Origin of the sequence: Gottfriedia acidiceleris, assembly GCF_004138285.1 — a bacterium.
In the GTDB taxonomy this organism is placed as follows: domain Bacteria; phylum Bacillota; class Bacilli; order Bacillales; family Bacillaceae_G; genus Gottfriedia; species Gottfriedia acidiceleris_A.
Map to the genome: position 1 here is coordinate 39,536 of NZ_SCFN01000024.1, position 19,285 is coordinate 58,820.

At 32.2% G+C, this 19,285-nt stretch carries 17 protein-coding genes; 15 read left to right on the plus strand and 2 right to left on the minus strand.

Annotated features, from left to right (window positions below; translation table 11 throughout):
- The first annotated feature begins 115 nt into the window (after positions 1 to 115).
- Genes EP747_RS21065 through EP747_RS21075 form a run of 3 tightly spaced genes read left to right on the plus strand, consistent with a single transcriptional unit; the run spans position 116 to position 2,602 of the window.
- The gene (locus tag EP747_RS21065) at positions 116 to 637 is read left to right on the plus strand and encodes a hypothetical protein (protein WP_129692026.1); all 522 of its coding nucleotides are present in this window, start codon (positions 116 to 118) and stop codon (positions 635 to 637) included.
- A 34-nt stretch (positions 638 to 671) separates the two neighbouring features.
- Positions 672 to 1,550 carry an ABC transporter permease subunit gene (locus EP747_RS21070; protein ID WP_129692027.1) on the plus strand — a complete coding sequence of 293 codons (879 nt, stop codon included), beginning with the start codon at positions 672 to 674 and terminating at the stop codon, positions 1,548 to 1,550.
- The gene (locus EP747_RS21075) at positions 1,547 to 2,602 is read left to right on the plus strand and encodes a peptide ABC transporter permease (protein ID WP_129692028.1); all 1,056 of its coding nucleotides are present in this window, start codon (positions 1,547 to 1,549) and stop codon (positions 2,600 to 2,602) included. Before EP747_RS21070 ends, EP747_RS21075 begins: the two co-directional genes overlap by 4 nt.
- Positions 2,603 to 2,909: 307 nt before the next feature.
- On the opposite strand, the gene EP747_RS21080 is transcribed toward EP747_RS21075, so the two are convergent.
- Positions 2,910 to 3,374 carry an NUDIX hydrolase gene (locus EP747_RS21080; protein ID WP_129692029.1) on the minus strand — a complete coding sequence of 155 codons (465 nt, stop codon included), beginning with the start codon at positions 3,372 to 3,374 and terminating at the stop codon, positions 2,910 to 2,912.
- Positions 3,375 to 3,950: 576 nt separating this feature from the next.
- Between EP747_RS21080 and EP747_RS21085 the strand changes: the two genes are divergently transcribed.
- The 10 genes from EP747_RS21085 (at position 3,951) to EP747_RS21130 (ending at position 12,606) form a co-directional block, all read left to right on the plus strand.
- On the plus strand, positions 3,951 to 4,424 hold the full coding sequence (locus EP747_RS21085) for a DinB family protein (RefSeq protein WP_129692030.1): 474 nt from the start codon (positions 3,951 to 3,953) through the stop codon (positions 4,422 to 4,424).
- A 208-nt stretch (positions 4,425 to 4,632) separates the two neighbouring features.
- Complete coding sequence (locus EP747_RS21090) at positions 4,633 to 5,121, plus strand: AraC family transcriptional regulator (RefSeq protein ID WP_129692031.1); 489 nt, start codon at positions 4,633 to 4,635, stop codon at positions 5,119 to 5,121.
- A gap of 424 nt (positions 5,122 to 5,545) precedes the next feature.
- On the plus strand, positions 5,546 to 6,229 hold the full coding sequence (locus EP747_RS21095) for a hypothetical protein (RefSeq protein ID WP_129692032.1): 684 nt from the start codon (positions 5,546 to 5,548) through the stop codon (positions 6,227 to 6,229).
- A gap of 227 nt (positions 6,230 to 6,456) precedes the next feature.
- Positions 6,457 to 6,831 (plus strand): DnaJ family domain-containing protein, encoded by a 375-nt coding sequence (locus tag EP747_RS21100; RefSeq protein ID WP_129692033.1) that lies wholly within the window; start codon positions 6,457 to 6,459, stop codon positions 6,829 to 6,831.
- 169 nt (positions 6,832 to 7,000) lie between these two features.
- Positions 7,001 to 7,864, plus strand: a complete 864-nt coding sequence (locus EP747_RS21105; protein ID WP_165347195.1) for an AraC family transcriptional regulator — start codon at positions 7,001 to 7,003, stop codon at positions 7,862 to 7,864.
- Between the two features lie 76 nt (positions 7,865 to 7,940).
- Positions 7,941 to 9,017 (plus strand): Gfo/Idh/MocA family protein, encoded by a 1,077-nt coding sequence (locus EP747_RS21110; RefSeq protein WP_129692035.1) that lies wholly within the window; start codon positions 7,941 to 7,943, stop codon positions 9,015 to 9,017.
- A gap of 21 nt (positions 9,018 to 9,038) precedes the next feature.
- On the plus strand, positions 9,039 to 9,785 hold the full coding sequence (locus EP747_RS21115) for a sugar phosphate isomerase/epimerase family protein (protein WP_129692036.1): 747 nt from the start codon (positions 9,039 to 9,041) through the stop codon (positions 9,783 to 9,785).
- A gap of 43 nt (positions 9,786 to 9,828) precedes the next feature.
- Complete coding sequence (locus tag EP747_RS21120) at positions 9,829 to 10,548, plus strand: ThuA domain-containing protein (protein WP_129692037.1); 720 nt, start codon at positions 9,829 to 9,831, stop codon at positions 10,546 to 10,548.
- Positions 10,549 to 10,568: 20 nt separating this feature from the next.
- Positions 10,569 to 11,537 (plus strand): sugar phosphate isomerase/epimerase family protein, encoded by a 969-nt coding sequence (locus EP747_RS21125; RefSeq protein WP_129692038.1) that lies wholly within the window; start codon positions 10,569 to 10,571, stop codon positions 11,535 to 11,537.
- Between the two features lie 40 nt (positions 11,538 to 11,577).
- On the plus strand, positions 11,578 to 12,606 hold the full coding sequence (locus EP747_RS21130) for a Gfo/Idh/MocA family protein (RefSeq protein ID WP_129692039.1): 1,029 nt from the start codon (positions 11,578 to 11,580) through the stop codon (positions 12,604 to 12,606).
- Between the two features lie 199 nt (positions 12,607 to 12,805).
- On the opposite strand, the gene EP747_RS21135 is transcribed toward EP747_RS21130, so the two are convergent.
- Positions 12,806 to 13,291, minus strand: coding sequence for an SMI1/KNR4 family protein (locus EP747_RS21135; protein WP_129692040.1), 486 nt, complete (start codon positions 13,289 to 13,291; stop codon positions 12,806 to 12,808).
- A 359-nt stretch (positions 13,292 to 13,650) separates the two neighbouring features.
- Here EP747_RS21135 and bglX point away from each other — a divergent pair, with 359 nt between their 5' ends.
- Together bglX and EP747_RS21145 are read left to right on the plus strand one after the other, a co-directional pair.
- A complete protein-coding gene (gene bglX / locus EP747_RS21140; protein WP_129692041.1) occupies positions 13,651 to 15,801 on the plus strand; it encodes a beta-glucosidase BglX in 2,151 nt (716 codons plus the stop codon).
- Between the two features lie 33 nt (positions 15,802 to 15,834).
- Positions 15,835 to 19,176 (plus strand): GH36-type glycosyl hydrolase domain-containing protein, encoded by a 3,342-nt coding sequence (locus EP747_RS21145; protein ID WP_129692042.1) that lies wholly within the window; start codon positions 15,835 to 15,837, stop codon positions 19,174 to 19,176.
- The last annotated feature ends 109 nt before the right edge of the window (positions 19,177 to 19,285 follow it).

A 19,285-nucleotide genomic window follows, 5' to 3' on the forward strand; every position in this document is an offset into this window, starting at 1 on the left:
TGCACAAGCCGTCATTATTTTGATAAAATTAATTGAATTTGGTTAAAAATTTTAACTTTTTGAAATAATTTTGGAAATAAATTTTATTCCTTAGAAAGGAGTTTTTTAAGAACGAATGAAAAAATTTAAAATGGTCTGTTTACTAACTTTGGCAACTGTTGCACTTTCAGCATGTACAATTAAAAAACCTCCACAAAATTTGGACATCCAGGCAGATGGAAGTTTTGATCCTAAAAGTATTGGAATTAAAGTAGAATCATCACTTCCTAAAAATGCAAAATTAAATATTTTGTTTAAGGATGACGATACTAAGAAGATAATCTACAAAACTACTATTAAAACGGATGAAGAAGGCACTGCAAATAAGAAAATTCCAATAGACTTAGGAGATAAAAATTTAACAGGATTCTTATTTTTTAAACCTGATGAGCAACCAAAAAACATTCAAGACAAATTTGGTAAATACGGTGAAAATATTAGATCAAATACAATGGGATATACAGTTGGGAAAAAGAATAACCAAAAGTATATGTACATTAAACAATACGGGACATTTTGGAAATTCGGTAAGTTAAGTAATCAAGGTAATCTATATTTCAGCCAAACAAAGATAAAGCAAGAAAAGGAGGGGAAATAATACACAATTAGACGAACAAAATTGTGTATAAAACATGATACAAACTAGTAGAATTATTTCTAAATATCTTCTTCAGTTTTTTTTAACTGTATTCGGAATTGGTTTAATTACGGCTACTTCTTTTACTTTATTTTTACCAAAAGGAGAGCGACTGGTTGAGTTTTGGAATCAACTACAAATCTTTTTTTGGAGTTTTTTTTACTTCGATAATTTGGAAGTTTATTTAAAAGATTTTCAATACGTTCCTTTTTCTTCGGTATTTTTAGAGCCATACGTATATTCTTTTACGATCCTTTTTTCAGCCTTTATACTATCAATCATCGTCGCATTAATTATTTCTTATCTAGTAAATTTAGGCCCAAAGTCATTTAGGAAAATTATAAATAGTATCCTATTTTTCCTACAATCTATACCAGACGTAGTAATGATTTGCGCTTTTCAAATTTTCTTTTTATGGATTTTTAATAAAACCGGCGTTAAAATTGTGGATCCAGTAAATGGCTTTGAATCTAAAGCTTACGCATTACCGATCTTCCTTGTATCGATCATTCCTACGATCCAACTTTTCCAGATGTTATTTCTAGCAATACAGGAAGAAAAAATTAGAGACTATGTAGAGTATGCAAAAGCAAAAGGACTTTCTAATTCTTGGATTATTATCCGTCATATAATGCGGAATGTTACGATTACTTTATTAAGTAATAGTAAGCTAATGTTTTGGATGATGATTTCAAATCTATTAATAGTAGAAAAGTTCTTTAATATGAAGGGCTATTTTTCATTTTTATTTAATAACAGCAGGTCGCCTGAAATCTTTTTTATGGCGCTAGTTTTACTATTTATCCCATTCTTTTTGCTAGAAATTCTGTTTAAACAAATTGTAAATAGAATGAAAGGGGGACAAGCTATATGATAAAAAATAGAAAGTATTTACCAATCATAATAGGAAGCTTTATCATACTTGGCTTAATCACCTTTAGTTTTATTTATACTTACTTTATTAAGGATACTTTAAAACCACCCCCTGCCTTGTTATACAACGCTGAAGGTAAATTAATAGATTCATATGGTTATCCGCCAAGTTGGAAATATCTTTTTGGTGTAGACCGATATGGAAGAGATGTATTTTGGATGGTAATTGATGGTGCTAAATACACTTTATCCATTGCCATTGTTGTAGGACTAATCAGAGTCATATTCGGCGGTTTACTAGGGACATTTTTCGGGTTCATGAATCAAAGAGTATTAAAAATTATTGAACCAATTGTGAATGCATTTCGATTTGTGCCAGCTGTCATCATTATATTTCCATTTTTTGAGAGATTAAATGACGTTCCAGAAGCTGCAAAAGAAAAAACGATTGCAATTCAAATATCATTACTAATCATTATTTCGATACCAGTATTGATGAATTCAATCGGTGAAGAAGTTAGAGCTTTTTTAAAAAATGATTTCATTACTAGCTCTAGAATCATTGGTGCACGAAATGGCTGGATCCGTCGTAAACATGTCATACCATATTTACGAAGCCGTATTCTTTTATTATTTGTACAACAGACTATTCAAACTTTATTTTTACTAACCCAATTAGGAGTTTTTAAATTATTTATTGGTGGTGTTAAAGTTCTTTACTTAGATCTTGGAGTCGATCGACAGATGTCACAAGCTAATGAATGGTCTGCAATGATTGGTGCAAATTACATCGAGTTATCTATTGATTCATGGGTAATCATTGGACCAAGTATAGCTTTTATTGTTTCGATATTTGCTTTTAATCTTATTAAATTGGGCATTGAGCGTTTAATGGAAAACCAAACTGGGTATAAAAAGAAGCAACCTTTGAAAAATGAAAGTTTATATCCTGGATTAAATGATTTTGATTTTGTGAATAGGGAAAAATTAAATGAAGTTAGTAGGATCGTAGAGGACGACCCTAAATCGAGTGGACACCTTGTAAGTAGATAATAAAGTAATAGAAAACCTTTGTTCTAAATAGAGAATAGAGGTTTTTATTTTTGTATCTAGAGGAAAACTCGAGTACCGCATAGAAGATAATTTTATCCATTTCATTGGAGAGTTCGGGCAGTACAAAACGTTATCTTAAGCATAGAGAATAAAATTATATTCATTGCAGCTTATGGTAAATTTACAAAAACTTTTTACTGAATATAGCATTATATTAAAAGAGTGAAAAAGCCAGATCCTAATTGTTCTGGTTTTTTCACTCTTTATGAATTTCTTATTCCATTAAAGCCTCTATTAAGTTATGAAATTATTTAATAATTGGATGTCTTCTTTCTTCTGCCCAATCAATTATAAATGGTTTTTGGCGTGGATTTAAGTTAGCAGGAAGGTCTGTCTTACTGAAAAAACGATGCTCTCTGCTTTCAATATCTTTTTGTTTTAATTCCCCTGTAAATTGTTTGGATATAAAAATTATTTGAACACTGAATGCTTTATCTCCATTAGGGTACTGAACAAAACATTTTTCACCTGAATAAATTCCAAACAACTCTAAACCCGTTACCCTAAGTCCCGTTTCTTCAAGAGATTCCCTTTTTGCTGTCTCCTCAAAAGTTTCTCCAATTTCCATCATTCCACCTGGAATACACCAATTGTCTTCGTCTGTTCGGTGTTGCAACAATATTTGTTCATTATCCTCTATAATGATCCCACAACCTACAGTTAATAGTGTTTCGTTACCAATATATTTCCTCATATTTTTAATATAATCCATGTGAAAAGCTCCTTCATCGTATTTATCCTACGAAATTCGACAGAAAGGATAAATTTACCTTCTTTTTCAGTTGAACTGCCCTTTAATGGCATAATTGATATTTTCATCTTTAGACATCTAATTACTAAAAAAAGATGCACAATTTGAGTGAAAAACTGAACTTCTTTATACAACTAAACCATGAACAACACGACGGCTGAAAAGTCGTTTTATTATGGAGCTAAATGGCAGTTAAGTTTAAAATGGAGAAACATGTTTTTTTGTTTTCCATGAGGAAACAAATCAATATTACCTAATTGGTGATGATGAAATAATTTCAATCTTAAATATTTAAATTCTTATGCAACTAAATCATGGTTTTGTTGAACTAAAGCTGCTTCTTTGGCAGTATTTTTATTTGAGAGTTCAATGTAATTTAGTTGATTAAGGATAATATGATACAGCCAAAAGAAGGGAATATCATTTAAGAGTAAGAATTAACATATTATGGTAATAAATGAGAGGTTTATAAGAATAAATCTTCTTGTCGATCCGTTGTTTCATATGAATAGTTTAAACTATTAGGAGTTGAGGGAAATGGAGCAATTTTTATTCAATCAGTTAGCTTTTGTAAGAAATCAAACTTTAAATCTACTAGAGGGAGTAACAGAAGAAATGGCTGACCGGATTCCGGATGGGTTCCGAAATTCGATTCGTTGGAATTTAGGACATATCTATGTCGTTGAGGAACGATTCGCTTTTCAATACTTGGGACTTCCTCAAAATTTACCGGAAGGTTTTAAGGAACAATTTGAATACGGTACAACACCATTAAATGCCCACAAATTTCGTGTACCTTCTTTAAAGGAGTTAGAAGATCTTCTAAAAGAACAACAAGTTCGGATTCAAGAAACACTTGTAGACTTATTAGAGGTAAAAGTTGATCCATCTTATACCACATCTGCAGGAATGACATTAGAGACACCAAAACAATTTCTGACTTTTATTTTATACCATGAAGGTATGCATTTTAGCGTTATTAAACTTTATAAATCGTTATTATCACGTTGATAAATAAGAATGTTAGCTTAAATGTAGAAAGAATATATTAATTGAAAGTCCTTTAATAATTATTTCTTCAACTATTGCATGCTTAGTTGTAAAAGGTGTTGGAGCCGATTTATAGGCTCCTATTTTACTTTTTAACATATTAGTTAGAAAAAGAGTTTTAATAATAGATAGAGAAGTAAGGACTTTATTACTATTTGGAGTTGAGAAAATGAATATTTTGATTAAAGAACTACCTGAATATGAAATTGCGTTTTTCAGACGTGTTGGATCTTATTTTGAACCAAATGGGGAACATTGGGGAAAGTTATTAAATTGGGCAATAAATAATGGACTTTTTCCACCTCAACAATCTTTCATAGGAATTTCTTTAGATAATCCAGATTTAGTTGAAAGTCATAATTGTCGTCACGATGCCTGTGTAACCATACCTGATGATTTTGATAAAGAAAAACATGAAAATATACAATTTAGAAAGTTAGATGGTGGGCAATATGCTTTGTATCAATATTATGATTCTCCTAGTATGTTAAATAGTGCATTTAAATTTATGTATGAAGAATGGTTACCATATAGTGATTTTGAACCTGATTACGCCCGCTATAACCTAGAATTTAGTATGAATAATCCAGCTGAAGACCCAGATGGAAAAGCTAAAGTTCATTTATTTGTACCAGTTAAAAGGCGGACTTCTAACTAACTAGGTTTTTATAGAATATTACTAGACAAAATTAGTAATAAATTAATATGATTTTCTATTAAACTAAACATCTTCTTTCATATATGATGTAAGTATTGTTATTTCTTGGAAATAATAATATAATTAAACAGAATTTAAATTAAAATTATATCCTTTGTGAAAGGGTGTTAGACAATGAATTTCACTATTTACTTTGGAAATCATGAAGATAAAGAAGTACATACAATGGATTGTTATGTAGACATTGAGGAAGAAACTGTTTCTTAAGCTACCGATCTTAATAAGAATTATTTCAAGGATGCGAAAAATTTTCGTATCCTTTTTTCATTTTTTAGATTTACATTTTAAAATTTATTGTGTATGATTAAAATATAAAAAGCGAACTAATGTTCTATATCGTGATTTTAGAAGGAAAGGAACTTGCATGATGAAAAGAAATGGAGCTACTAAAAGGAATTCAAAAACACCTATTATATCCAATACAGGTTTTATTGGAGCAAGTTTCATTGATATGGAAGAATTGCAAGAAAATCAATATTATTTCACAAGGAAGCATCCTTTAATTATACATGAAGTATTAAATGGTCTATTACAAGCTGCATGTGCATTATTTCAGAAACAAAACATACCAGCATATATTGCATGTGAATATTTACGTGATGAAAAGAAAATAGGCCTAATTTTATCAAAAAAGCCATTCGAAAAAGAAGAAGGAATTCGTTATTTTATAGAATATCTTCGTGAGATTGGTCACTTAAATAATGAGAAAACAATAAGAGCTGAAATTTCAAATACTGGATTTATTGGCGTAATTTTTGTGGATTTATCCTATATTACAAGGTTTACATTCGATACGGAAATTAAGTTACTTTCTGCTTTCGCTATTAATTTTATGGAACCTTTAAAAGAAATTTATCATCAAAATAAAATTCATTTATATATGTCAGGTGTTGAACTTCAAAAGGAAGATAAGTTAGGGTTTGTACTTTCTAAGAATCCTTATGATGAGCGAAAAGAAGCGAACCTGTATTTTAAGGAATATTTGAGAGAAAGAGGCTTGTTAAAAAATTATAAAGAGAATGTCTTTATTCAAAGACATCGAGCGTAAATTTTTTCTTCATACCTAATTTAGGACGAATTTTGTTTTAAATATACATATTAAAGCTAAGAGGAACTGGGCATGATCAGTTTCTCTTTTTATTTATTCAAAAAGTTCATAATTTGGATAAAGTTAGAAACTTACTTAAAACATTCGTTTGCATAATATATAGAAAGGAAATAGTTAAAAAGGAACGAATACTAACAATATAAGACTAACCAAAAAGGGGCAAAACGATGACGAATAATGGAAAATATGTAGATTGGCTAAGTGAAATTGTTAAGCGTCATGAAAAAGAAGGTGGATTCGATGATCTACCTGGATTAGGTAAACCATTACCTAAAGAACTTCTAAAAGATGATCTATTAACAACTGTTATTAAGAAGTCGGGCTTTAAACCAGATTGGGTATTACAACAAAAGAAAATATTTCAGAAGCTTGAAACGATTTTGATGAAGTTAAATTCTGATGAAAATAGTAAAGAAATAGCTAAAATGATCTCGGAAGTAAATGATGAAATTAAGAAATATAACTTAGGATGTCCTTTTTCAATGCAAAGAAATTATGTAAATAAGGAAAACCTTGAGAATCAATTGATTTATTGGAAATAAGTTTGTGAAAAAACGAACGATTTCACTGTATTGATGTTTATACTATTTTATATGGTATAAGCATCTTTTTATTTTCCAGCTTTAAAATGGTAATACTATGAAAAAATCTATATTTAATGTTAATGTAAAATTAATAATAGAAAGAATAGTTGTACAGGGGGGAATAGGAATGGGCGCCACTCTTGAAGTAAGGAGATTAGATCGGAATTTTCCATTTTGTTTATTTTCAAATGATGGATTGACGTTAGTTGGTCATCATTGGCATAAACTCGTAGAAATCATTTATGTACAAAAAGGCATTTTAAAGATTGGTGTAAATGATGAGTTACTTCATTTAGAAGAAGGAGAATTTTATATCATTAATAGTGGTGATATTCATTATTTTTTATCTTCTCCAAATAGTATGAGATTGGTCGTGCAATTTGATTTTACTATTTTCGAAGATGTACAGTTTTTGAAAAAAAACAATATGGAACTAATCGAATTGTTTAATTGTATTCAAAAATCTAGTGTTTTTTGGAATGTAGAAGTTAAACAGAAAATGATTACGTATTTAAAAGAACTTGAAAGTGAATATATCGATAAAAAAGAAGGATACGAATTGGCGATTAGAGCTAGATTATATGATATTTTACTACTAATCTATCGAGATCTACCACATACAGAAAATAATAAGCTTAACTACCCTAATAGGAAGGCGAGTCTTTTAAAGTTAGAAAAAATATTTCATTATATAGAAGAAAATTATATGAATGATATGACATTAAATGATGTTGCGAATTATATCGGCTTTACGAATTCATATTTTGCAAAGTTTTTTAAAAAATACACTGGTTCTACATTTTGTCATTTTGTAAATCAATACAGAATAACGAAGGCTCAATGGTATTTATTTAATGAAGATTTACCAATTACAGAAATTGCTTATAATGTTGGATTCATCAATGTGAAAACGTTTAATAGATTATTTAAAAGCGAGGTTGGCTTATCTCCAACTCAATATAAAAAAAAGACAATATTTGAGAAGTTTTAGGCAAGGTGTAAGGAAGACTCGAGTGAATTATTTCTATAAACTGGAAATGTAAATAACATTTCCGGAGGTTATCATAATGAAATTAAAAGTAGGAATAATCGGTTGTGGCGGAATAGCTAATGGTAAGCATATGCCAAGCTTAGCAGCATTAGATAATGTAGAAATGGTAGCTTTTTGTGACATTATTGAAGAACGCGCAATTAAAGCGAAGGAACAATTTGGTGTTGAGGAAGCAAAGACATATACAGATTACAAGGAATTATTAGTAGACGAATCAATTGATGTAATTCACGTTTGTACTCCAAATAAATCACATTCATTTATTACAATTGATTCTTTAGAAGCAGGTAAACACGTTATGTGTGAAAAGCCTATGGCAAAAACTTCAGCAGAAGCAAAAGCGATGGTAGAAGCGTCTAAACGTACAGGAAAAAAATTAACGATTGGATATCAAAATCGTTTTCGAAACGATTCACAATATTTAAGCGAAGTTTGTAAAAATAATGAACTAGGTGAAATTTATTTTGCAAAAGCTCATGCGATTAGAAGAAGAGCGGTACCTACCTGGGGCGTATTTTTAAATGAAGAAGAGCAAGGTGGCGGACCATTAATTGATATTGGTACTCATGCTTTGGATTTAACGTTATGGCTAATGGATAATTATAAACCTAAATTTGTAGTTGGAAACGTATACCACGAATTATCACATAAAGAAAACGCGGCAAATGCTTTTGGACCATGGGATCCAATGGAATTTAAAGTAGAAGATTCTGCATTTGGTTTTATTACGATGGAAAATGGTGCAACCGTTATCCTAGAATCGAGTTGGGCTTTAAACACTCTTGAAGTGGGTGAAGCTCAAACTACACTTTGTGGTACTGAAGGTGGAGCTGATATGAGAGATGGTCTTCGAATAAATGGGGAAGCATACGGGCGACTTTACGATAAAAAAATTGATATTCACACTGGCGGGGTAGCTTTTTATGAAGGTGCATCTGATTCTGCTGAAGTGCTAGAAGCTAGACAGTGGATTGAAAGTATAATTAATGATACAGAGCCAACAGTTAAACCTGAGCAAGCATTGGTTGTAACTCAAATTTTAGAGGCAATCTACGAATCTTCAAAATCAAAGAAACCGGTATATTTTAACTAATTAGTATAGGAGATGGAATAAATGACACTACCAATTGCCCTACAATTATGGAGTGTAAAAGAGGACGCAGCAATCGACTTTTTCGGTACATTAGAAAAAGTAGCGCAAATGGGTTATGACGGTGTTGAATTCGCAGGATACTATGGTAAAAATGCTTCGGAAATAAAAGCTGTTTTAAACAAACTAGGATTAAAGGTAGCAGGAACCCATGTAAGTGCAGATCAAATTATTCATCATATTGATGATGTAATTGCTTTCGAAAAAGAATTAGGAAACAAATACGTTGTATGCCCTTGGGCTAATTTTACTAGTTTAGAAGAATGGGAAGAATTCGCAGAACATTTACAACAGTCAGGAAAAAAGCTAGCTGAAGCAGGAATATCTTTAGTTTATCACAATCATGCTCATGAATTAGTTGCATTAGAAAATGAATATATTCTCGATATTTTATTCAACTCAGTTCCAACTAATCTCTTAAAAGCAGAGTTGGATACTTATTGGTTAGAGTATGCTGGTGTAGATGCGGTTGAATTTATGAGTAAGTATAAAGGAAGAACTCCATTAATTCATGTGAAGGATATGGCTCCGTCCAAAGAGGAAAGTACCGAAGTAGGAAATGGAATTATGAATATTAAAGGAATTGTACAACTAGCAAAACTAAATTCAGCCGAATGGTTAATTGTTGAGCAAGAAGCGTTTACTAAACCACACTTAGAAAGTGTTGAAATTGGATTGAAAAACTTAAAAATGATTATGGCTGAAGCTTAAGACGCAATTAAACTATGTAAAAAAATAGAGATGGGTGAGTCATATGGTAAAAGTAACAATTTGGAATGAAAATCGACATGAACAAATGAATCCAGATGTAAAAAGCATCTATCCAAGTGGTATACACACAACCATTGCTACTTTCTTAAATGAAGCAGGGTACGATACTACGACGGCTACATTAGAGCAACCTGAACATGGATTGACGGATGAATTGCTAGAAAATACTGACGTATTAATTTGGTGGGGACATATTGCTCATAATGATGTGGAAGATCAAATTGTTCAAAAAGTATATGAGAAAGTATTGCAAGGTATGGGGTTAATTGTCCTACATTCTGGACATTTTTCTAAGATTTTTAAAAAATTAATGGGGACTAGCTGCGATTTAAAATGGCGTGAAGCAGCGGAAACGGAAAGAATTTGGGTTGTCGATCCATCTCATCCAATAGTAGATGGTATTGGCGAATATATTGAGATTGACCAAGAAGAAATGTATGGCGAACATTTTGATATTCCTACTCCCGATGAGCTAGTTTTAGTTAGCTGGTTTAAAGGTGGAGAGGTATTTAGAAGTGGTTGTACATTTAAAAGAGGGAATGGGAAAATCTTTTATTTCAGACCAGGTCATGAAACTTATCCAACTTATCATCATAAAGAAGTTCAAAAAATTATTATTAATGCAGTAAATTGGGCGAATAAATCAAAAAGAAATTATCCTTCATATGGACATAACGAAGCCATAGAGGCATTAATAGAATAATTGATTGGAGCGAGAAAACGATGAAATTAGGAGTATTCACAGTATTATTTGCGGATCATTCATTTGAAGAAATGCTTGATAAAGTTGCCGAATCCGGTTTAAAGGCTGTTGAAATAGGAACTGGTTGTTACCCTGGGAATGCTCATTGTCCTTTAGATCATTTATTAGATAGTGAGCAACTACGAAGAGAATATATTGAAAAAGTTGAGAAACGAGGATTAACGATTAGCGCTTTTAGTTGTCATGGTAATCCATTATCACCTGATAAAGAGTTTGCGAAGGAATCCCATGATGTACTTGCTAAAACGATTAAACTGGCTTCACAATTAGGTGTACCAGTTGTAAATTGTTTTTCTGGAACAAGTGGTGACCATGAAGAAGCAAAGTTCCCTAGTTGGCCTGTAACTGCTTGGCCAAATGAGTATAGAGATGTACTAAATTGGCAATGGGTAGAAAAGCTAATTCCCTATTGGAAGGAAATGGGCAAATTTGCGGAAAATCATCAAGTAAAAATTGGGCTAGAACTACATGGTGGATTTTTAGTTCATACTCCATATACATTATTAAAGTTGCGCAAAGAAACTAGTGATGCAATTGGTGCTAATTTGGATCCAAGTCATCTTTGGTGGCAAGGGATTGATCCTGTAGCAGCGATTAAAATACTTGGAAAAGAAAATGCGATTCACCATTTCCATGCAAAAGATACTTATATCGATCAAGATAATGTCAATATGTATGGTTTAACAGATATGCAACCATATGGTGAAGTGCAAACTAGAGCTTGGACATTCCGATCAGTAGGCTGTGGACATAGTTTGAAAGATTGGTCCGATATGATGAGTGCACTACGTACTTTTGGATATGACTATGTAGTTAGTATTGAACACGAGGACCCGATCATGTCGATTGAAGAAGGTTTTTCACGTGCCGTTAAAAACTTACAGTCCGTATTAATAAATGAAGAGCCATCACAAATGTGGTGGACTTGATAAAAGATAGGTAACCATTCCAAAAAAAGTTGGTGGAAAAATGGAAAAATTAAGAGTTGCGATTATTGGTTGTGGAAATATTTTTTTAATGCATGCACAACCTGCTTTCATAAGAGAAAATGTAGAATTAGTAGCTGTTTGTGATATTAAGGAAGAGCGAGCAAAAGAGAAAGCTGAACAATTCAAATGTACTTATTATACAAACTATCTGGAGCTTTTTGAGAAAGAAAATTTAGATGTGATCCATATTTGTTTACCGCATTATTTACATGCGCCGGTTGCAATTGAAGCCGCAAAGCGAAAAATCCATGTCCTTACTGAAAAGCCAATGTCTATTCATTATTCTGATGCACAAGAAATGGTAGAAACAGCAAAAGATAATGGAGTAACATTAGGTGTCATTTTTCAAAATAGGTATAATCCAGGATCAGTTCTGATTAAAGAAATGTTACAAAATGGTACTTTAGGTAAAATAAAATCTGGAAAACTATCAGTAACATGGGATCGTTCTGACGAGTACTATTTGACTAGTGATTGGAAAGGGACTTGGGGAAAAGAAGGTGGCGGGGTAGTCATTGACCAAGCTATTCATACAATGGATTTAATGCGATGGTTCGTAGATGAAGAGATTGAATATGTTGACGCTACAATAAGTAATCGAGCACATGAAATGATTGAAGTTGAGGATTGTGCAGAAGGTGTTATTAAGTATAGAAGTGGTGTAGTTACAGCCTTTCATACAATAAACTATTATTCTTATGATGCACCAGTTACGATTGAGCTGCATTGTGAAAATGGGCTTGCTAAAATGATTGCTGACCGTGGAGTTATCTCTTTAAAAGATGGAAGAGAGTTCGTTGCTGATAACAATCCTAATGAAACCTTTGATTACGGCAATGGTGCGAAAGGATATTGGGGCGTTAGTCATGTAAAACAGATTAATAATTTCTATGAATCATTAAATGATCATTCTCAGTTACATATTACTGGTGAAGAAGCGATGAAAACTCAAAAAATGATTTGTGCAATCTATGAATCAGGTAAGAAAAAAGAGAGGATTTATTTATAATCTATTAAAATCCCCCAAAATTTAATCGTTAGACCGAGAAAAAGCAAATGATGTGGACTGTTTCGTTCACGTTGTTTGCTTTTTTTGGGGCTGTTTTGGTAAGTACTGTTGCTATTAAACTATTTGAAAAGACACTCCTTGAGTGACTTTAATTATTAATAAAATAATTTAACGCTAACGTTTGCATATCATTAAAGGATTAATCTTCATCTATAATTGCTATTGAAAACAAGTCCGATAATCTCTCTACGATAATTTCCTTATTTTTTATAATCTGCTCTGTATCTTCTCCATACTCGTGGTCTAATAAATAAACAGGTGGGTTATTTCCTTCACTAATATTTATCGCATAAGGATTACCTATACCACTCTCTACACCAATACAGAGATAACCTCTATTGAAAACAGCACATCCAGGTACAAGAGATTTATTTTCCTCAATTAATTCTTTTGGGTCCAGAAAATCGATTAATAACTCAAATTCTTCGTCTTCTACTGCAAATGGAACAACAAGGTTGCTACTACATATTGGTAATTGAGACATTAAATTAATTAACCAGTCTGGTAGGTTTCCACCGAGTTCATCCCTAAGTAAGTTAATTTCTGTAACTGAAGCAACTCTAGCTGAAATTTTTGAACGTTTAATCATTTCTAATGCAGACTCATATAATTCATTTTTAACCATTTTTCCCTCCGTTATATTTGCTTATTTTGCCATATATTTTGGTGTTAAAGTTAATTACCCCAGATAATTTCGCAATGTCTCTTAAGATGTCATTCATGTAAAAAGCTCCTTCGAACAGATTCTATTTATCTATTATACATTTTGTTCAAAATAGCAACAATTAATACGAAAACAGCCTTTTTTTTTAAGGCATCACGTTATATTAAAAGTTTTTAATTTTACTATTTTTTATTAGTTAAAATTGGTTGACCCTACTCATGAAAACGCATATAATTTTAAATATAATCAGGTGAAACGTTTCGATAGATTTTTTAATAGCAGTTTAATGGACCAATTCGATTTAAGAGGAGGAACTAATAATGGATATTGAACAGATGAAGTCCATCATTGAGGAAATGACTTTAGATGAAAAAATATCACAATTAATGCAGTTAGCTGGAAATTTTTATTATGGATTAGCAGGTGAAATTACAGGTCCATTCGCAGAGATGGGGATTAGTGATGACGTTATTAACAATAGTGGCTCTGTTTTAGGTGTATCTGGTGCAGAAGATGTAATCAAAATTCAAGAAGAGTATTTAAAAAACAATCCCCACGGAATTCCTTTAGTTTTTATGGCAGATGTAGTACATGGTTATAAAACTATTTTTCCAATTCCTTTAGCAATTGGTTGCTCTTGGGACACAGAGATGGCAGAAAAAAGTGCAGCAGTTGCAGCACGAGAAGCTTCGGTATCAGGTGTTCACGTTACCTTTGCTCCAATGGTTGATCTAGTACGTGACCCGAGATGGGGTCGCGTGTTAGAAACGACAGGTGAAGACCCTTATTTGAATAGTTTGTTTGCGAAAGCTTTTGTACGTGGCTTCCAAGGTAATGATTTACAGAATGATATAGAGAGAGTTGCAGCTTGCGTTAAGCATTTTGCAGCTTATGGCGCTCCTGAAGGTGGACGTGATTATAACACAGTAAATATGTCTGAACGTCAACTTAGAGAATCTTATCTTCCAGCCTATAAAGCAGCATTAGATGAAGGCTGTGAGATGGTTATGACGTCCTTCAATACAATTGACGGTATTCCAGCTACAGGAAATAAATGGTTAATGAGAGATGTCCTTCGCAACGAATGGGGATTTGAAGGTGTTCTAATCTCTGACTGGGGTTCTGTGAAAGAAATGATTCCTCATGGAATTGCTGAAGATGAAGCAGAAGCAGCCTTTAAAGCAATTAATGCTGGAGTAGATTTAGAAATGATGACCCCTTGTTATGTCCATGAATTAAAAAAATTAGTTGAAAATGGAGAAGTTAATGAAGCTTTAATTGATGAAGCAGTACTTCGAATAATAAAACTAAAATCTAAGCTAGGATTATTTGAAAACCCTTACCGTGGTGCAAACGTTGAGAAAGAAAAAGAAATCGTCCTTTGTGAAGAGCATAGAACAGTCTCTAGAAAACTAGCAGAAAAATCCTGTGTTTTATTAAAAAATGAAAATGTTCTTCCTCTTAAAGCTAGTCAAAAAATTGCATTAATTGGTCCATTAGCTCAAAGTAGTGACTTATTGGGTGCTTGGTCTTGGAAAGGTCAAGTAGACAATACAATGCATTTATATGATGCAATGAAGCTGAAATCACCTATACTTACAGTTGCTAAGGGGAGTGATATAGAAAAAATTACTCCAGATCAAGTTGAAGAGGCAATAAAAGTTGCAGAAAACTCAGATATTGTTGTATTAGCAGTTGGTGAGTACGCTTCGATGAGCGGAGAAGCTTGTTGCCGCTCAAGTATTCAATTACCAAAAGCCCAGTTAGAATTAATATCACATATTAAGAAATTAAATAAACCTCTAGTAATTGTTTTATTTAATGGCCGTCCACTAGATTTACATGGCGTGTTAGATGAAGCGGATGCTGTATTAGAAGCATGGTTTCCCGGAACTGAAGGAGCTACTGCAGTTTCAAATATTCTTTTCGGAGAAGTCAATCCTTCTGGAAAATTGACGATGTCATTCCCATTTTCAGTTGGTCAGATCCCGGTATATTACAATTCATTTAATACTGGAAGACCTTTAAATGAGTTTAGCCCTGATCATTATGTTTCTAAGTATTTGGATATTCCTAATGAACCGCTTTTACCATTTGGTTTTGGTTTAAGTTATACAACCTTCGCTTATAGCGATTTGAATTTATCAACTGATCTCATGAGTCTTGAGAATCCATTAGAAATTTCCATAAATATAAAGAATACTGGAAATTATGCAGGTGATGAAATTGTACAACTTTATGTTCGAGATCTTTCTGGGGATGTTGTACGACCAGTAAAAGAATTAAAAGACTTCCAGAAAGTAAGATTACAACCAGGTGAAACAAGTAAAATTACTTTTACATTAAAAGAAGAACAACTACGGTACTATCATTCTAATTTAGAATTTGAAAGTGATAACGGTATATTTGAACTGTTTGTTGGTACAAATAGTGAAAACGTATTAATCGAGAGGTTTAAACTGATTAAATAAGTACTACATAAATCAAAATAGGGGAGGATTAGCATGATTAACTTGAAAAATAAAGATAAATATCATTTAAAAGCAGGTAATACGACAGTTTCATTTTTAAATAGTGGAGATTTATATGAAATAACAAATGGTATGACAATGATTAATCAATTGCGTTCAAATCCAATTGATGGTGCAGTTAGTAATCTATATTTACGACTTTATTTACAGGAAGGTTTACAAGTTTATCCACTATTAGGAATTCAATCAGATAGTAAAGTTAAATTTTCTAAAACGCAAGTTATTTGGGAAGGAAAAGTATCTAACATAGAATACACAGTAACTTTTACGTTAACAGACCAATCGATCTGGTTTTGGGATGTAGAAATTCAAGGATCCGAAGTAGAATTCGATATCATTTATGGTCAAGATGTCGGCCTTGCAAATCGAGGTATGATTCAATCAAATGAAGCATATGTAAGTCAGTACGTTGGTTATTCAGTATTTGAAACAGAAGATAAAGGATACATTGTATGCTCAAGACAAAATCAGCCTCAAGATGGGAAGTTTCCATACTTGCAAATAGGTTCTCTATCTAAAGTGAAAGGATTTTCTACTGATGGATACCAGTTTTTTGGACTATCATATAAAGAGACTAATCTACCTGAGGCACTATACAAAGAATCACTTGCAAATGAAATTTATCAATATGAATTCGCATATATTGCGCTACAATCTGAAAAGATCCTTTTAAATAAAAAAGCAAATATAGTATTTTATGGATTAACAAAGGAAAATCATGAATCAGCTATTACAGAGTTAGAATACGAGCAGGAAATTCAAGAAGTTTGGAATCAAATTGAAAGTTCGAATGAATTCGAAGTGATTGATCAATTAACGATGAATCCAAAACTTGGTACCCCACTACAAACATTATCGATGGAAAAAGAAGAGATTTCGCAATACTTTCCATACCGCTCTCATGAAGAATTTGATGGAGAGACACTATTGTCGTTCTTTACAGAAACACATGAACATGTCGTTTTAAAAGAAAAAGAAAGATTAGTTGAAAGATCTCATGGTCATATCATTTTGAGCGGTGAAAACTTAGCGATTAATGAAGAAATTATTACGTCAACTTCGTATATGTATGGTGTATTTAATGCCCAAATTGTTGTTGGTAATACATCAATGAATAAAATGATGTCGAATGCTAGAAATAGTTTAAATGTAATGAAAACTTCTGGACAACGCATTTATGTTGAAATTGATGGGTGCTATCATCTGCTAACAATGCCCTCGTTGTATGAAATTGGATTGAATTATGCGCGTTGGTATTATAAAACAGAAAACGAACTCTTTATTGTTACAAACTACTCTACAACTGAAATGCCTGAAATTCGTCTACAAGTACATGCAACAAGTGGGAAAAAATATCGTTTTATTGTTACAAATCAAATTACAATGAACGGAAATGAATATGAAGTCCCATTTGGAATGAAGCAGGATGAACAATTAATATCGTTCTATGTAGATGAATCTTGTTTTATAGCGAATACTTATCCAGATCTTTGCTACCATATGTATCTTGAAGGAGTAAAAATGGTTGTTACAGATGAAAGGAAGTTAATTACAGGCGCAGCACCTTTATCAGCTTCTTTAGTTGTTCTAGATTTAGAGGAAACGAATGAATTTACAATAACAATTCAAGGTCAAATAAATGGTGGCGAATTCATTCAAGCAGATCGGAAAATTGAAGAGGAAATTGTAAAGTACCGTAATTTCTATCAAAACGTAATGAATGGATTTAAACTATCATTAAATAAAAATATTCCTTCTGAACTAGGGAAATTAAATACATTAACTTGGTGGTACACACATAATATGTTAATTCACTATCTGGTACCACATGGACTAGAACAATATGGCGGTGCTGCTTGGGGTACTCGAGATGTTTGCCAAGGTCCAGTTGAATACTTTATGGCTACAGGTAAATTTGATATTGTAAGGGAAATTTTACTTACTGTTTTCTCTCATCAATATGAAGACGATGGTAATTGGCCACAATGGTTTATGTTCGATAAATATTTTAGTATCCAAGCTGGTGAAAGCCACGGAGATGTAATTGTTTGGCCATTAAAAGCTTTAAGTGAGTATCTTTTAGCAACAAAGGATTTTAGTATATTAGCAGAAGAAATTTCATTTACCGAACGTAGTACATTTAAATTAACTACAATAAAATCAAGCTTACTAGAACATGCAAAGAAAGAAATTAATTATATAAAAGATAATTTTTTACATGATACCTATCTTTCTTCGTATGGAGATGGTGATTGGGATGATACGCTTCAACCTGCAAATGCTCAATTGAAAAAATACATGGTAAGTAGTTGGACAGTTGCACTTACTTACCAGACATTAAAACAATTTTCATTTGTTTTAAAAGAATTGAATGAAGTTTTGTCTGACGAGATTAGTGAATTAGTAAAAGGAATCGAAGCAGACTTTAAAAAGTATATGTTAAAAACTGATATTATCCCTGGCTTCATATATTTAGAAGATCCAAATTTAGCAGAATTAATGATTCACCCTTCTGACCAAAAAACTGGCATTCAATATCGTTTGTTGCCGATGACGCGTAGTATGATTTCAGAATTATTTACATTGGAAGAAGCGAATCATCATTATGAGATTATTAAGGAGCATTTACAGCACCCAGATGGTGTGCGACTCATGAATAAACCTGCTACGTATGCAGGAGGAGTGAGTAAAAACTTTAAACGTGCAGAGCAAGCTTCTAACTTTGGAAGAGAAATAGGTTTACAATATGTTCATGCACATATTCGATTTATCGAAGCAATGGCAAAGTTAGGAAAAGAAAATGAAGTATGGCAATCGCTTTATGTTATTAATCCTATTAATCTTAAAGAAGCTGTTCCGAATGCAGAATACCGTCAAAGTAATACATATTTCAGTAGTTCGGATGGCAAATTTAATAATCGATATGAAGCTCAAGAACAATTTGCTAGTTTGAAAAATGGAAAAGTATCCGTAAAAGGTGGATGGAGAATCTATTCGAGCGGTCCAGGAATTTATCTAAATCAACTAATTTCAAATAGTCTAGGTATTCGTCGTTTTGATAAAAATTTAGTAATTGATCCAGTCCTTCCAAAAGAATTAGACGGATTGAATTTTGAATTTGCAATTGATAAATATAAAGTAACATTTAATTATCACCTAAAGGATAACGCTGAAAAGAAGGTATTAGTAAATAGTAATCTAGTAGGATATGAAAGAATGGAAAATCGATACCGTGAAGGTGGCTTAGTCATTCAATTTAATGAGTTAGCACAACATTTACATGATGGTATTAATCGTATTGATATTTATATCTAATGATGGATCGGATAATGGGCAACGTGTTATGTTGTCAATTATCCGATTTGTTTTAGTTTCTTCAAAAAATTAATGATTTAATATTTAGGCTCTTTTCGAAAAGTTTGTT